Genomic DNA, 14,324 nt, shown 5'->3' on the forward strand with positions numbered 1-14,324 from the left:
GGTAGGCTCTGCGGCATGCGCGCGCTTCTCGTGGTCAATCCGGCAGCAACCACTACCAGTGCCCGCACCCGGGACGTACTGATCCATGCGCTCGCCAGCGATCTGAAGCTGGAGGTCGCCACCACCGAGTACCGAGGGCACGCCCGCGACCTGGGCCGACGGGCGGCGGAGACCGGTGCGTACGAACTGGTCGTCGCGCTCGGCGGCGACGGCACCGTCAACGAGGTGGTCAACGGCCTGCTGCACAGCGGACCCGCCCCGGAGCAGCTGCCCGGGCTCGCCGTGGTCCCCGGCGGGTCCACCAATGTCTTCGCGCGCGCCCTCGGGCTGCCCAACGACGCCGTCGAGGCGACCGGCGCGCTGCTGGACGCGCTGCGGCAGGGCAACGAGCGGACCGTGGGGCTGGGAGTGGCCGCCGGCACCCCGGGCACCGTCGACGAAGCGGTGCCCCCTCGCTGGTTCACCTTCTGCGCGGGCTTCGGGTTCGACGCCGGGGTGATCGGCCGGGTCGAGCAGCAGCGGGAGCGCGGCAAGCGGTCGACCCACGCGCTGTACCTGCGGCAGGCCGCGCGGCAGTTCTTCAAGGAACCGCACCGGCGGCACGGCGCGATCACGCTCACCCGGCCCGAGACGGAGCCGGTCGAGGACCTGGTCCTGTCGATAGTCTGCAACACCTCCCCGTGGACCTTCCTGGGGAACCGGCCGGTCTACGCCTCGCCGCAGGCGTCCTTCGACACCGCCCTCGACGTGCTGGGATTCACCAAACTGTCGACGGCGGCGATGGCCCGGTACGGCACGCAGCTGCTGACCTCCACCCCGGACCGCGGCCCGCACGGCAAGCATGTGGTCTCCGAGCACGACCTGACCGACTTCACCTTGCAATCGCAGGCGCCGCTCCCCTTCCAGATGGACGGCGACCACCTGGGACTGCGTACGAGCGTGACGTTCACAGGTGTTCGCCGTGCACTGCGTGTGATTGTGTGAGTGGCAGGCCCGAAACTCCTTCCAGTCGAACGTTTAGCCTGCTCTCCACCCCATGGAAGTACGGCTGTGACTGAGACGACACCAAGGAATCAAAAAAAACTTTCCGGAAGGGGTTGTATCCGCCGCCGAGGTTTGCGAGTCTCTTCATGGCGATCGGGACGGCCGCACGAAGCCCCCTTGAGAGCCCGAACCCCCTCCTCATTCCACGGGACCGCACCAGCCCCAAACTGGGCGACGGCCCTTCCCTTGCGGAGGGATTCGTGAAAGCGTTCACATTCACAAGCAACGTACATGCAACACGAGGAGATGGAGCAGCCATGGACTGGCGTCACAACGCCGTTTGCCGCGAGGAAGACCCCGAGCTGTTCTTCCCCATCGGCAACACCGGTCCTGCGCTGCTGCAGATCGAGGAAGCCAAGGCCGTCTGCCGCCGCTGCCCCGTCATGGAGCAGTGCCTGCAGTGGGCGCTGGAGTCCGGCCAGGACTCCGGTGTCTGGGGTGGCCTCAGCGAGGACGAGCGCCGTGCGATGAAGCGCCGCGCCGCTCGCAACCGGGCGCGCAACGCGAGCGCCTGACCGCAGCCCCTCGGCCCCCGAGCCGCAGCGCGCAGTACCCCGATGCTCCCCGGAGCTTCGCCCCTGGGGATGCCCCCATACCGTGAGCTTTGAGCCCCGGTCCGTACGCGAAAGCCGTACGGACCGGGGCTCAGCGCTTTGCCAGGGCACTCCCGGCAGGTCGCCGGGTGCAGGAGCCGCGACCGGTACCGGGCTCAGCGCTTCCCGGTGCGCACCGGGATGTCGAGGACGACCCGGGTGCCCCGCTCGGGCGCGGGGACCATGTCGAAGGTCCCGCCCAGCTCCCCCTCCACCAGTGTCCGTACGATCTGCAGGCCGAGGTTGCCCGCGCGGCGCGGATCGAAGTCCTCGGGCAGACCGCGGCCGTCGTCCTGCACGGTGACCAGCAGTCGGCCCTCCGCACGGCGGCCCTCGCCACGCTGGCCGCGCCCGCCGGCATCCGCCGCGACGGCTTCGCTGCGCACCGCGGCCACCTCGACGGTGCCCTGCTCCCCCGGCCCGAAGCCGTGTTCCAGGGCGTTCTGGAGCACTTCGGTGAGGACCATGGACAACGGCGTGGCGACCTCGGCGTCCAGGATGCCGAAGCGACCGGTGCGGCGGCCGGCCACCCGGCCCGGGGAGATCTCCGCGACCATGGCCAGCACGCGGTCCGCGATGTCGTCGAACTCGACGCGCTCGTCGAGGTTCTGGGACAGCGTCTCATGGACGATCGCGATCGAACCGACCCTGCGGACCGCCTCGTTGAGCGCCTCCCTCCCCTGATCCGAATCCATCCGGCGCGCCTGGAGGCGCAGCAGGGCGGCGACGGTCTGGAGGTTGTTCTTCACCCGGTGGTGGATCTCCCGGATGGTCGCGTCCTTGGTGATCAGCTCGCGCTCGCGGCGACGGAGCTCGGTGACGTCCCGCAGCAGGACCAGCGAACCGATATGGGCGCCCTTGGGCTTGAGCGGGATGGCGCGCAGCTGGATCACGCCGTCGTCGCCCTCGACCTCGAACTCGCGCGGCGCCCAGCCGCTGGCGAGCTTCACCAGCGCCTCGTCCACCGGGCCGCGGGCCGGGGCGAGTTCGGCGGTGGCCTGTCCGAGGTGGTGCCCGACGAGATCGGCGGCGAGGCCGAGCCGGTGGTAGGCGGACAGGGCGTTGGGGCTGGCGTACTGCACCACGCCGTCCGCGTCCAGCCTGATCAGTCCGTCACCGGCGCGCGGCGAGGCGTCCATTTCGACCTGCTGGCCCGGGAACGGGAAGGCCCCTGCGGCGATCATCTGGGCGAGGTCGGAAGCGCTCTGAAGGTAGGTGAGCTCCAGCCGGCTGGGGGTCCGCACGGTCAGGAGGTTGGTGTTGCGGGCGATGACGCCGAGTACCCGGCCCTCCCTGCGGACGGGGATGGACTCGACGCGTACGGGGACCTCCTCGCGCCACTCCGGATCTCCCTCCCGGACGATCCGCCCCTCGTCCAGGGCGGCGTCGAGCATGGGGCGGCGGCCACGCGGAACGAGATGTCCCACCATGTCGTCCTGGTAGGAGGTGGGGCCGGTGTTGGGCCGCATCTGGGCGACGGAGACATAGCGGGTGCCGTCGCGGGTGGGGACCCACAGGACGAGGTCGGCGAAGGAGAGGTCGGAGAGCAGCTGCCACTCCGATACCAGCAAGTGGAGCCATTCGAGGTCGGAGTCGCCCAGCGCCGTGTGCTGGCGTACGAGGTCGTTCATGGAGGGCACACTGTGAGCCTACCGGCGTAGCGGGTTTACTCTTTCTGGAGCGGGTTTACCCTTTCTAGAGACAACGATGGACAGACGCGAGTGGTCTAGTCCACAATGTTGACGGCGTAATCTCCCGGGAGCGCTCTTGACTCCCGGCACTCCGTAAGACCTCCGCCTTCCCCGCACAGGAGGGCGGATCGAGGCACACGGCGCTCTCTGCCCTGACGGCGCCGGGGGCCTCCGGTCGGCCGACCCGGTCGGCCGATGCAACTCCGGGCTGCGGTGCCGGGCGGGTTGAGGGTCCCGCTCTGGCGCCGCGGCCCGCGGGTCTTTTTACGGCCGGGCGATTCACGGTGAGGCCGGTTACGGCCAGGCGCATTGCGGCCAGGCCCGTTACAGCCAGGCATGTTGCGGCGGCCGGGCCATCCGCGACCACGCCCGTCACGGCCAGGCGTCCATCGCGATCTCCGCCACCGCTTCCAGCGTCGCCCTGTCCGCGCCGTCGCGGGCCTGCTGCGACATGCCGTGCAGCACGCTGGTGCTGAAGACGGCCAGGGCGTGCGCGTCGGCGTCGGCGGGAAGCCGGCCGGCGGCGATGTCGGCGCGGATGTGGCGCTCGATCAGCCGGGTGTTCTGGACGCGCAGCTCGGTCAACCCCTGGAGGATCTCCTCGGACTGAGCTGTGCAGTTGGTCCCGGCGGTGGCGATCATGCAGCCCTTGGGATGGCCGGGGAGGGTGTGCACGGTGGCAGCCTCCCGGAGCATGCGGGCGACGCCGTCGCGCGCGGTCGGCTCCTCCTCCAGTGCCTGGTGGATGTAGCCGCCGAACTCCTGGACGTACGCCTGGACGGCCTCTTCGAAGAGGGTCCGCTTGTCGCCGAAGGCGGCGTACAGGCTGGGCGCCTTGATGTGCATGACGCGGGTGAGGTCGGCGATGGACACCGCCTCGTAGCCGCGCTCCCAGAACTCCAGCGTCGCGGCCTTGAGCGCCGCGTCGCGGTCGAAGGAGCGGGGCCTGCCCCTCCTGCCTACCCGCTCACTCGTTCGCTCGTTCGTGGCATCCATGAGATGGATTCTATAGCGGCCGCTAGGAAATGTGCTACGGTCTTTCTGTATCGACTCCTACAGAAAAAAAGGGGGGCGCGGCCATGGGCGTGCTCACGGGCAGGACCGCACTGGTCACGGGCGGCAGCAGGGGGATCGGGCGGGCGATCGCCGAGCGGTTGGGCCGGGACGGCGCGCGGGTCGCCGTGCACTACGGACGGGACGAGACGGCGGCGAAGGAGACGGTCGAGGCGATCGGGGCGGCGGGCGGCGACGCGTTCGCGATCCGCGCCGAGCTGGGGGTGCCCGGGGACGCGGAGGCGCTGTGGGCGGCCTTCGACGAGCAGGCGGACGGGCTGGACATCCTGGTCAACAACGCCGGGATCACCGGCGAGCGGGAGCCGATCGGCACCCTCACCCCGGAGGACTTCGACAAGGTCTTCGCGGTCAACGCCAAGGCGCCGTTCTTCGTCACCCAGCAGGCGCTGCCGCGACTGCGGGACGGCGGGCGGATCATCAACGTCTCGACCGCGCTGACCCGGGGCGGCGCGATGCCCGAGCTGATCGCCTACTCGATGACCAAGGGCGCCGTCGACGCCTTCACCACGCACCTCGCGAAGGAACTGGGCCCCCGCGGCATCACGGTCAACGCGGTGGCACCGGGCGCGGTGGACACCGATATGAACGCGGGCTGGCTGCGCGGCAATGCGGACTCCTTGGCCGCGATGGCGGCGGCTTCGCCACTGGGCCGGGTCGGCCAGCCCGAGGACATAGCCGGCATCGCGGCCTTCCTGGCCTCTCCGGACAGCCGCTGGGTGACCGGCCAGTGGATCGACGCCTCGGGGGGCGTGCTGCTGTAGCCGCCGGAGAAGACGAAGCCCCTGCGGTCCCCGCCCTTCCAGCGGGAAGCGAGGCGCGGGGACCGCGGAGAACCGCCCGTCCGCCGAGGGAAAGCTGCTAGATTGGTCTAAACCACATGCTCCACTTCCAGAACGGCAGGCCAACGTGGAAGTTGTCATCGTCCCGGACGCCAAGGCAGGCGGAGAGCTCATCGCGGAGGCCATGGCCGCCCTGGTTCGCCGCAAGCCCGACGCCCTGCTCGGTGTCGCCACCGGCTCGACTCCCCTGCCGGTCTACAAGGCCCTGACGGCCAAGGTCCGAGGCGGCGCCGTGGACATCTCCAGGGCCCGGATATGCCAGCTCGACGAGTACGTCGGCCTGCCCGCGGGGCACCCCGAGTCGTACCGCTCGACCGTGCTGCGCGAGGTCGTGGAACCGCTGGGTCTGACCGAGGGGGCCTTCATCGGCCCGGACGGCACGGCCGAGGACGTCCAGGCCGCCTGCGAGGCGTACGACCGGGCGCTGGCCGAGGCGGGCGGCGTGGACCTCCAGCTCCTCGGCATCGGCACCGACGGCCACATAGGTTTCAACGAGCCCTGCTCGTCGCTCGCCTCCCGTACCCGGATCAAGACGCTGACCCAGCAGACCCGAGTCGACAACGCGCGCTTCTTCGACGACGACATCGACCAGGTGCCGCACCACGTCATCACCCAGGGCATCGGCACCATCCTCGACGCCCGCCACCTGGTGCTGCTCGCCACCGGCGAGGGCAAGGCGGAGGCCGTCGCCCAGTCCGTCGAGGGCCCGGTCGCCGCGGTCTGCCCGGCCTCGGCACTCCAGCTGCACCCGCACGCCACAGTCGTCGTGGACGAGGCGGCCGCCTCCAAGCTGAAGCTCGCCGGCTACTTCCGCGCCACGTACGCGGCGAAGCCGAGCTGGCAGGGGCTGTAGGGCCGGGCCTGCAGTCCCTGCCCTGGGCGGGGGCTGCCCGCCCAGGGCAGGGGTCCCCCACGCCCTCAAGGGCGTAGGGGGAGGGGCAGGGGAGCAAGCCCACCGCCGGCTACACCCGCACGCCCGCGATGACCTCCGCGGCCGCGCGACCGCAGACGCGGGCGGCGCCGTGGGTCGCGATGTGCAGCGCCCCTGCCGGCGGCGCCTGGGGCACGCCCATCTCGACCACGACCGTGTCCGGGCGGGCTGCGAGCAGCGCGTTCAGGGCGTCGGCCATCCAGGGGTGGCGGTGGACGTCGCGTACCACGGCGACGATCCTGCGGTCCGCCGCCGCAGCGAGCACCTGCGCGGTCAGCGCGAGCACGCCGTCGCGGTCCGCCAGCTGCCGGCCGTAGGTGTCGGTCGTGGTGCCGGGCAACAGCCGGGTGAGTTCGGCGGCCACCCCCCAGGGCGTCTCGTCGCCGACGGCGATGTTGGCGATCGGGGTGAACGCGGCGACGTACGCCGGGGCGGTCAGCGGCGCGTACGGTTCCGGGGCCGCCGTTACCCGCAGCGCGCGGCGGGCGGCCTCGAGCCCCACCTCGGGGGCGGGCGCGGCCCCCACCGCCGCGCCCGCCACGCCCTCTCGACCGGGCTGGCGCGCCCACTGGGCCAGGGCGCGTACCCGGGCGGCGGCGTCGGCCAGCCGCTCCTGTGGGAGGCGTCCGTCGCGTACCGCGGCGACGAGGGCGTCCCGCAGCCGCAGCACGGTGTCCTCGTCGGCCAGCCCGCCGCCGACGCAGATGGCGTCGGCACCGGCGGCGATCGCCAGGACGCTGCCGCGCTCGATGCCGTAGGTGGCGGAGATGGCTTGCATCTCCATGCCGTCGGTGACGATCAGGCCGTCGAAGCCGAGGCCGCCGTCGGCCACGGGGAGGCGCAGCAGACCGTGCAGGGCGGCCGGGCTGAGGGTGGCGGGCAGCTCCGGGTCCAGCGCGGGCAGCAGGATGTGGGCACTCATCACCGCCTTGGTGCGGGCGGCGATGGCGGCCCGGAAGGGCACCAGTTCGCGTGCCGCCAGGGTCTCCGGGTCGGCGTCGATCCGCGGCAGGGCGTGGTGGGAGTCCACGGCGGTGTCGCCGTGGCCGGGGAAGTGCTTGGTGCAGGCGGCGACCCCGGCGCCTTGGAGGCCCTCGATGTACGCGGCGGTGTGCCGGGCGACGAGTTCGGGGTCGGCGCCGAAGGAGCGGACCCCGATGACCGGGTTGCCGGGGTTGGAGTTGACATCGGCGGACGGTGCCCAGTTGAGGTTCACGCCGCAGGCGGCGAGCCGGCGGCCCAGCTCGCGGGCGACGGAGCGGGTCAGCGCGGTGTCGTCGACCGCGCCGAGGGCGAGGTTGCCGGGGAAGGAGGAGCCGGTGCGCACCTCCAGCCGGGTGACGTCGCCGCCCTCCTCGTCGATCGCGACCAGGAGGTCGGCGCGCTCGGCCCGCAGCCGCCCGGTGAGGTCGGCGAGCTGGTCGGGCGAGGCGATGTTGCGGCCGAACAGTCCGACCGAGACGAGCCCCTCGCCGAGTCGGCGCAGCAGCCAGTCAGGGGCGGTGGTGCCGGCGAAACCGGGTTGCAGGACGGCGAGGGCGTCCCGGGTGAGGGTGTCGGAGGCGCGCGCGAGCGTCGTCATGAGGGTCTGTCATCCCTTCACCGCGCCGGAGGTGAGACCCCCGACCGCCTTGCGTTGCAGGAACAGGAAGAGGAGGAGGATCGGCAGTGCGAAGAGCGAGGCCGCGGCCATCGTGGCTCCCCAGTCGTCACCGAAGGCCGTCTGGAACTTCGACAGCCACAGTGGCAGGGTCTGCGCCTCGGCGTCCTTGTTGAGGATGAGGACCAGCGGGAATTCGTTCCATGCGGTGATGAAGCCGAACAGCGAGGTGGCCATCAGCCCGGGGGCCAGCAGCGGGAAGATCACCTTGATGAACGCCTGGGGCCGGGTGCAGCCGTCGACCATGGCGGCCTCCTCCAGCTCCTTGGGCACCGCGGCGACGAAGCCGCGCAGGGTGAGGACGGTGAAGGGGAGCACCATGACCATATAGAAGAGGGTCAGCGGGACCAGGCTGTTGAGCATGTCGCCATCCCGGACGATCATGTAGATCGCGATGACCATGACCTCCCAGGGCGCCATCTGGGCGATCATGAACGTCAGGATGAAGCCGCGGCGGCCCTTGAACCGCATGCGGGCCAGGGCGAACGAGGCCAGCAGCGCGATGACCAGGGAGAGCCCGACGGCCGTCACGGTGACGGTCAGGGAGTTGCCGACCAGGGTCCAGAAGTTCTCGGCCTCCAGGGCGGTCCTGAAGTGTTCCAGGGTCGGGCTGGCCGGGAACCACACCGGATCCTCGGTGACGATGTCCGACGTCGGCTTGAAGGCCGTGCTGAGCATCCAGTAGACCGGGAACGCGAAGACGACGAAGAGGACGACGGCCGTGGCACTCGGCCAGATCCTCCCCAGCGCTGAGCGCTTCACAGCTCGTCCTCCTCTTGCTTGAGCACGGTTCGCAGGTAGTAGGCGGTCAGTCCGAGCAGGATCACGATGGTGAGCACCGAGATCGCGGCGCCCATGCCGTAGTGCTGGTTGCCGAAGCCCTCGACGAAGGCGTAGACGGGGAGGGTCTCGGTGAGGCGGTTCGGGCCGCCCTCGTTGATCACGAAGACCTGCGGGAACGCCTTGAAGACCCAGATGACCTCGAGGAAGGTGGTGGCGAGCAGGAAGGGCTTGAGGAACGGGAAGGTCACCGAGGTGAACGACTTCCAGGTCCCGGCGCCGTCCAGGGCCGCGGCCTCGTACAGCTCCTTGGGGATGGTGGTCGTCGCGGCGTAGAGGTTGATCGCCACGAAGGGGATCGACTGCCAGACGATCAGCAGGGTGATCACGAAGAAGGTGGAGAACTGGCTGCCGGTCCAGTTGTAGTCGGCCATCGAGTGCCAGCCGAGCCTGTCCAGCACCCAGTTGACGACGCCGAAGCGCTGGGCGAACAGCCACTGGTAGACGGTGGTGGCGGCGATGACGGGCATCGCCCAGGCGAGCACCAGCCCGACCGAGAGCAGGAGCCGCATCCGCTTGCCGAGCCTGGCCAGCAGCAGCCCGACCAGAGTGCCGAGCACCATGATCAGGACGACGTTGACGCCGGTGAAGACCACCGAGCGGCCGGTGACGCGCCAGAACTCGTCGCTGCTCAGCGCCTCGCGGTAGTTCTCGGTCCCGTTCCACTCGGTGAGGTGCTGGATGAGCTGCTTCATGTTCAGGTTCTGGAACGACAGCATGCCGTTCTTCACCAGGGGCCAGCCCAGGAACACCAGCGTGGCGGCGACCGCGGGCAGGAGCAGCAGATAGGGGGCGGTGCCGGTGGCCCGGGGACGCCCGCGGGCGGGACCCTTGGCGGGCCCCGCGCCGGCGGGGGCGTCGGCCGGCGGGGCGGTGTCCGCCCGTCTGGCTTGCGCCGACGTGCTTGCCATCTGGTTACCGCTCCTGGCTGAGGCGCTTGTTCAGCTCGTCCTCGACCGACTCGGCGGCATCCGCGTGCGACTCACCGTTCAGCACGGCGGTCATGTAGGCCTTGATGGGGTTCGGCGCGTTCTCCACCGCGGCCCACTCGGGGATCAGCGGGGTGGTGCCGCCGGCCTTGACCGCCGGGGCGGCGGCCTCGGCGGCGGCGTTGCCCTTCAGCGCGGTCTGCAGGGAGACCTTGTTCGGGATCACGCCGGCTTCCTCGGCCAGCCGGCTCTCGAGGGTGTCGGACAGCGCGATCTTCAGGAACTCCTTGGCCAGCTCCTGCTTCTCGCTGCCCGCGGCGACGGCGAGGTTGGAGCCGCCGAGGAAGACGCCCTCCGGCTTGCCGGCGGTCTCCCCCGGGATGGTGAAGTAGCCGATCTCCTTCTCGATCTTCGGGTTGGCCTTGATCGCCACACCGGCTTCCCAGCCCATGCCGATGAAGGCGCCCGTCTTGCCCTTGGCGAAGACCTCGCCCTGCTGCGGGGTGGCCTCGTCCTTGTCCTTGGGGGCCTTGCTGAAGGACTGGTACTGCTTGTAGATGTCCATGGCCTTGCCGACCTTGGGGTCGGCGAGGTTGGAGACCCACTTGTCGCCGTCCTTCTTCACCAGTTCGGCGCCGGCGCCGATCGTCAGGCCGTCGAAGAAGTACCAGTTCTGCCCGGGCAGATAGATCGGCTCGGCATCGGTCTTCTTCTCGATCGTGTCCAGCGCCTTGAAGAACTCGGTGCGGGTCTTCGGCATCTCCTTGATGCCGGCCTCGGCCCAGATCTTCTTGTTGTAGAGGACGACGCGGTTGGCGGCGTACCACGGGGCGGCGTACTGCTTGCCGTCGTAGACCGCGGACTGGTTCAGCGACTCGGTCCAGTCGGCGCCGATGGACTTCTTGAGGTCGGTCAGGTCGGCCAGGCCGCCGGTCTCGGCGTAGGCGGGGGTCTGGGTGTTACCGATCTCGATGACGTCCGGCGGATCGGATTCCGACAGCGCGGTGGTGATCTTCTGCTGGATGCCGTTCCACTGCTGCGTCTCGATCTTCAGCTTGGCGCCGGTCCGCTTCTCGAACTCGGCCTTGACGTCCTTGGTCCAGCCGTCGGGAGTGGAGCCGTCCATCGCCCAGACGGTGAGCGTCTCCCCCTTGAAGCCGTCCGCCCCCGACTTCTTGTCGCCGTCGCCGGACCCACAGGCCGCGACGCTCACCAGCATTGCCGCGACACCGGTCGCCGCTATGAGCCCACGCTTCACCGCACACTCCTCAACAGGACTGGATTGGTCTTTAATGGTTTAGACCAGTGCCCCGCAGCTTGGCCTAGACCTTTAGGGGTGTCAAGGGTGTATAAGAGTCGCTGTCGGCTCCGTTACCGGACCGACATCACACGACATCTGAGCCGAGGGGCCGCCTGGCCGTGCCACGATGTGAGCCGCTGAAGACGGAGGAGCCGGTGACGGCAGCAGGACAGGAGGCGGGAAGGCGCGTCATGGAGACCGACGGGGATACGGCCGGGTCTCCGGCCGAGACCGGCAACGGGACCGGCGGGACGCGCACCGCACGCGTGCCCAAGTACTACCGGCTCAAGCGGCACCTGCTGGAGATGACCGAGACCCTGCCGCCCGGCACCGCGGTCCCCCCGGAGCGCACACTGGCCGCCGAGTTCGACACCTCGCGCACGACGGTGCGCCAGGCGCTCCAGGAGCTGGTGGTCGAGGGGCGGCTGGAGCGGATCCAGGGGAAGGGCACCTTCGTCGCCAAGCCCAAGGTCTCCCAGGCCCTGCAACTGACCTCGTACACCGAGGACATGAAGGCCCAGGGCCTCGAGCCCACCTCGCAGCTGCTCGACATCGGCTACGTGACCGCCGACGACCGGCTCGCCGAACTGCTGGATATCGCCACGGGCGGCCGGGTGCTGCGGATCGAGCGGCTTCGGCTGGCCAGCGGGGAGCCGATGGCGATCGAGACCACGCACCTGTCGGCCAAGCGCTTCCCCGCCCTGCGGCGCAGCCTGGTGAAGTACGCGTCGCTGTACACGGCGCTGGCCGAGGTGTACGACGTCCGCCTGGCCGAGGCGGAGGAGACGATCGAGACCTCGCTGGCCACCCCGCGCGAGGCGGGCCTGCTCGGCACGGACGTCGGGCTGCCCATGCTGATGCTGTCCCGGCACTCGCTGGACGCCAACGGCGAGCCGGTGGAGTGGGTGCGCTCGGTCTACCGCGGCGACCGCTACAAGTTCGTCGCGCGGCTTCAGCGGCCCAACGGCTGACCATTTGTTTGTCATACCGATATACGGACAGGTAGTGACGGGCGTCGTACCCCTGGCCTAGATTTCGTGCGCATTACCGCAGGTGATCAACGAGGGGGCGGAGCCGCCGCATGTCCGAAAAACCCGGTACACAAGGCATCAGACCGGTCGTCACACCCTCGCGTGTGGTGATCGGTCTCTGCCTGGTCACGCCGTTCGTCGCGATGCTGTGGGTCGGCTCGTACGCGAAGGTCGACCCCAAGGCGTTCGGGATCCCCTTCTTCTACTGGTACCAGATGCTGTGGGTGCTGATCTCGACCGGGCTGACGGCGATCGCGTACGTCCTGGTCCGCCGTGAGCAGCGGGCGCTGCGCGCGTCCCGCGAGGGGGGTGCGGCGAAGTGAACGACGGAGTGAACGGCGTGGCACTCACCGTCTTCATCGTCTTCTTCCTGGCCGTCACCGTCATGGGCTTCATGGCCGCGCGCTGGCGGGCGGCCGAGAACGCCGACAACCTCGACGAGTGGGGTCTGGGCGGGCGCAGCTTCGGCACCTGGATCACCTGGTTCCTGCTGGGCGGCGACCTGTACACCGCGTACACCTTCGTCGCGGTCCCGGCCGCGGTGTACGCGGCGGGCGCGGCCGGCTTCTTCGCCGTCCCGTACACGATCCTCGTCTATCCGCTGATCTTCACCTTCCTGCCCCGCCTGTGGTCCGTGTCGCACAAGCACGGGTACGTCACCACCTCGGACTTCGTCCGCGGCCGCTTCGGCTCCAAGGGGCTGTCGCTGGCCGTCGCGGTCACCGGCATCCTCGCCACGATGCCCTATATCGCGCTGCAGCTCGTCGGCATCCAGGCGGTGCTGGACGTGATGGGCGTCGGTGGCGGCGAGGACACCAACTGGTTCATCAAGGACCTGCCGCTGCTCATCGCCTTCGGCGTGCTCGCGGCGTACACCTACTCCTCCGGGCTGCGCGCGCCCGCGCTGATCGCCTTCGTCAAGGACACCCTGATCTACATCGTCATCGTGGTGGCGATCATCTACATCCCGATCAAGCTGGGCGGCTTCGACGACATCTTCGCCAAGGCCGGGGAGGCGTTCTCGCAGCCGAACGAGGCGACCGGGAAGCCACGCGGCGCACTGGCGCCACCGGAGGCCTCGCAGTGGGCGTACGCGACGCTGGCGCTCGGCTCCGCGCTGGCGCTGTTCATGTACCCGCACTCCATCACCGCGACGCTCTCCAGCCGCAGCCGTGAGGTGATCCGCCGCAACACCACCATCCTGCCGCTGTACTCGCTGATGCTCGGACTGCTGGCGCTGCTGGGCTTCATGGCGATCGCGGCGGGCGTGAAGGTGGAGAACGGGCAGCTCGCCATCCCGCAGCTGTTCGAGGACATGTTCCCGGACTGGTTCGCGGGCGTGGCGTTCGCCGCGATCGGCATCGGCGCGCTGGTGCCGGCCGCGATCATGTCGATCGCCGCGGCGAACCTGTTCACCCGCAACATCTACAAGGACTTCCTCAAGCCCGACGCCACCCCGGAGCAGGAGACGAAGGTCTCCAAGCTGGTCTCCCTGCTGGTCAAGGTGGGCGCGCTGGCCTTCGTCCTGACCATGGACAAGACGGTGGCGATCAACTTCCAGCTACTGGGCGGGATCTGGATCCTGCAGACCTTCCCGGCACTGGTGGGCGGTCTGTTCACCCGCTGGTTCCACCGCTGGGCGCTGCTCGCGGGGTGGGCGGTCGGCATGGTCTACGGCACGGTCGCGGCGTACGGCGTGGCCAGCCCCACCCAGAAGCACTTCGGCGGCAGCCAGAAGGAGATCCCGGGCATTGGTGAGATCGGCTACATCGGCCTGACCGCCTTCGTCCTGAACGTGGCCGTCACGGTCGCCCTGACCGTCGTCCTGCGGGCCCTGAAGGCGCCCGACGGCATCGACGAGACCTCCCCCGAGGACTACACGGCGGACGCGGGCGACCCGCGCGCCAAGGCCGAGCCGGCCGTGGAGGCGGCCGGGGCGGCGCCGGTGAAGACGCCGGGCGGACACTGACGGCGCACGGCGCACAGCCGCGAGGTAGCGTGGAGGACAGGGGCGTGGCGCTCTCGCCGCGCCCCTTCCGCATGCCGGCGTACGCCTCCAACAGCCTCCCGATATAGCACATTCGTGCGAAAGCTCAAACCGAGTGACACAACATGTGGTGGCGCGTGCGGCAGTCAACACAAGATGTATGCTCATCCTCGCTGTCGCCGCAGGGGAATCCGGCGCGAATCCGGAACTGTCCCGCAACGGTGTACGTGTGTGCTTTTGCGTGCGCGTGAAGTCCGACTACCTGCCGACGGCCTCGAACACGTCCGGGCCTCGCGGGTTGGGCCGGTGGACGCTGCGCGGCATGCCCTGCTCCGGTACGGCACGCCCGTATGCGCCCATCGCGCACCACCCCTCCTGGCCCCCCAGCCGAGCGAGGGAGAGCAC

The 14,324-nt window shown here is 69.8% G+C and carries 14 protein-coding genes and 1 riboswitch; of the genes, 7 read left to right on the forward strand and 7 right to left on the reverse strand.

The window, feature by feature from the left end; all coding sequences use genetic code 11:
• Positions 1–15: 15 nt before the first annotated feature.
• Both ACQUSR_RS10485 and ACQUSR_RS10490 read left to right on the forward strand, forming a co-directional pair.
• The gene (locus ACQUSR_RS10485; RefSeq protein WP_431042294.1) at positions 16–984 is read left to right on the forward strand and encodes a diacylglycerol/lipid kinase family protein; all 969 of its coding nucleotides are present in this window, start codon (positions 16–18) and stop codon (positions 982–984) included.
• 317 nt (positions 985–1,301) lie between these two features.
• Complete coding sequence (locus ACQUSR_RS10490; protein ID WP_003953983.1) at positions 1,302–1,559, forward strand: WhiB family transcriptional regulator; 258 nt, start codon at positions 1,302–1,304, stop codon at positions 1,557–1,559.
• A gap of 194 nt (positions 1,560–1,753) precedes the next feature.
• On the opposite strand, the gene ACQUSR_RS10495 is transcribed toward ACQUSR_RS10490, so the two are convergent.
• Together ACQUSR_RS10495 and ACQUSR_RS10500 are read right to left on the reverse strand one after the other, a co-directional pair.
• A complete protein-coding gene (locus tag ACQUSR_RS10495; RefSeq protein WP_431042295.1) occupies positions 1,754–3,268 on the reverse strand; it encodes a PAS domain-containing sensor histidine kinase in 1,515 nt (504 codons plus the stop codon).
• A gap of 432 nt (positions 3,269–3,700) precedes the next feature.
• Positions 3,701–4,324 carry a TetR/AcrR family transcriptional regulator gene (locus ACQUSR_RS10500; protein ID WP_431042296.1) on the reverse strand — a complete coding sequence of 208 codons (624 nt, stop codon included), beginning with the start codon at positions 4,322–4,324 and terminating at the stop codon, positions 3,701–3,703.
• Positions 4,325–4,407: 83 nt separating this feature from the next.
• Here ACQUSR_RS10500 and ACQUSR_RS10505 point away from each other — a divergent pair, with 83 nt between their 5' ends.
• Together ACQUSR_RS10505 and nagB are read left to right on the forward strand one after the other, a co-directional pair.
• Entirely contained in the window at positions 4,408–5,163 is a 756-nt protein-coding gene (locus ACQUSR_RS10505) for a glucose 1-dehydrogenase (protein ID WP_431042297.1), read from the forward strand.
• A 145-nt stretch (positions 5,164–5,308) separates the two neighbouring features.
• Complete coding sequence (gene nagB, locus ACQUSR_RS10510; protein ID WP_431042298.1) at positions 5,309–6,094, forward strand: glucosamine-6-phosphate deaminase; 786 nt, start codon at positions 5,309–5,311, stop codon at positions 6,092–6,094.
• Positions 6,095–6,203: 109 nt separating this feature from the next.
• Here the strand turns inward: nagB and ACQUSR_RS10515 are convergent, their stop codons facing one another.
• The 4 genes from ACQUSR_RS10515 to ACQUSR_RS10530 are packed head-to-tail and all read right to left on the reverse strand — an operon-like array spanning position 6,204 to position 10,859.
• On the reverse strand, positions 6,204–7,754 hold the full coding sequence (locus tag ACQUSR_RS10515) for a glycoside hydrolase family 3 protein (protein WP_431042299.1): 1,551 nt from the start codon (positions 7,752–7,754) through the stop codon (positions 6,204–6,206).
• 9 nt (positions 7,755–7,763) lie between these two features.
• Positions 7,764–8,594, reverse strand: coding sequence for a carbohydrate ABC transporter permease (locus ACQUSR_RS10520; protein WP_431042300.1), 831 nt, complete (start codon positions 8,592–8,594; stop codon positions 7,764–7,766).
• Positions 8,591–9,583 carry a carbohydrate ABC transporter permease gene (locus tag ACQUSR_RS10525; RefSeq protein ID WP_431042301.1) on the reverse strand — a complete coding sequence of 331 codons (993 nt, stop codon included), beginning with the start codon at positions 9,581–9,583 and terminating at the stop codon, positions 8,591–8,593. Before ACQUSR_RS10525 ends, ACQUSR_RS10520 begins: the two co-directional genes overlap by 4 nt.
• A gap of 4 nt (positions 9,584–9,587) precedes the next feature.
• Positions 9,588–10,859: an extracellular solute-binding protein gene (locus tag ACQUSR_RS10530; protein WP_431042302.1), complete on the reverse strand. Its 1,272-nt coding sequence runs from the start codon at positions 10,857–10,859 to the stop codon at positions 9,588–9,590.
• A gap of 233 nt (positions 10,860–11,092) precedes the next feature.
• On the opposite strand from ACQUSR_RS10530, the gene ACQUSR_RS10535 reads away from it, so the two are divergent.
• The 3 genes from ACQUSR_RS10535 to mctP all read left to right on the forward strand — a co-directional run bounded on the left by ACQUSR_RS10535 (position 11,093) and on the right by mctP (position 13,901).
• Entirely contained in the window at positions 11,093–11,872 is a 780-nt protein-coding gene (locus ACQUSR_RS10535; protein ID WP_431047493.1) for a GntR family transcriptional regulator, read from the forward strand.
• Between the two features lie 110 nt (positions 11,873–11,982).
• Positions 11,983–12,255 carry a DUF3311 domain-containing protein gene (locus tag ACQUSR_RS10540; protein ID WP_431042303.1) on the forward strand — a complete coding sequence of 91 codons (273 nt, stop codon included), beginning with the start codon at positions 11,983–11,985 and terminating at the stop codon, positions 12,253–12,255.
• The gene (gene mctP / locus ACQUSR_RS10545; protein WP_431042304.1) at positions 12,252–13,901 is read left to right on the forward strand and encodes a monocarboxylate uptake permease MctP; all 1,650 of its coding nucleotides are present in this window, start codon (positions 12,252–12,254) and stop codon (positions 13,899–13,901) included. Before ACQUSR_RS10540 ends, mctP begins: the two co-directional genes overlap by 4 nt.
• 144 nt (positions 13,902–14,045) lie before the next feature.
• A riboswitch (cobalamin riboswitch) is annotated at positions 14,046–14,203 on the forward strand.
• Here mctP and ACQUSR_RS10550 read toward each other — a convergent pair.
• The gene (locus ACQUSR_RS10550) at positions 14,178–14,324 is read right to left on the reverse strand and encodes a hypothetical protein (RefSeq protein ID WP_431042305.1); all 147 of its coding nucleotides are present in this window, start codon (positions 14,322–14,324) and stop codon (positions 14,178–14,180) included. Its footprint overlaps the riboswitch before it by 26 nt.

The sequence above is a fragment of the Streptomyces sp. P1-3 genome, from assembly GCF_050613155.1.
Classification (GTDB): Bacteria; Actinomycetota; Actinomycetes; order Streptomycetales; family Streptomycetaceae; genus Streptomyces.

Excerpts from the sequence above, each read along its gene's own strand:
- ACQUSR_RS10485 (WP_431042294.1), top strand. The coding sequence starts at position 16 with ATGCGCGCGCTTCTCGTGGTCAATCCGGCAGCAACCACTACCAGTGCC.
- ACQUSR_RS10490 (WP_003953983.1), top strand. The coding sequence starts at position 1,302 with ATGGACTGGCGTCACAACGCCGTTTGCCGCGAGGAAGACCCCGAGCTG.
- ACQUSR_RS10495 (WP_431042295.1), bottom strand. The coding sequence starts at position 3,268 with ATGAACGACCTCGTACGCCAGCACACGGCGCTGGGCGACTCCGACCTC.
- ACQUSR_RS10500 (WP_431042296.1), bottom strand. The coding sequence starts at position 4,324 with ATGGATGCCACGAACGAGCGAACGAGTGAGCGGGTAGGCAGGAGGGGC.
- ACQUSR_RS10505 (WP_431042297.1), top strand. The coding sequence starts at position 4,408 with ATGGGCGTGCTCACGGGCAGGACCGCACTGGTCACGGGCGGCAGCAGG.
- ACQUSR_RS10515 (WP_431042299.1), bottom strand. The coding sequence starts at position 7,754 with ATGACGACGCTCGCGCGCGCCTCCGACACCCTCACCCGGGACGCCCTC.
- ACQUSR_RS10525 (WP_431042301.1), bottom strand. The coding sequence starts at position 9,583 with ATGGCAAGCACGTCGGCGCAAGCCAGACGGGCGGACACCGCCCCGCCG.
- ACQUSR_RS10535 (WP_431047493.1), top strand. The coding sequence starts at position 11,093 with ATGGAGACCGACGGGGATACGGCCGGGTCTCCGGCCGAGACCGGCAAC.
- ACQUSR_RS10540 (WP_431042303.1), top strand. The coding sequence starts at position 11,983 with ATGTCCGAAAAACCCGGTACACAAGGCATCAGACCGGTCGTCACACCC.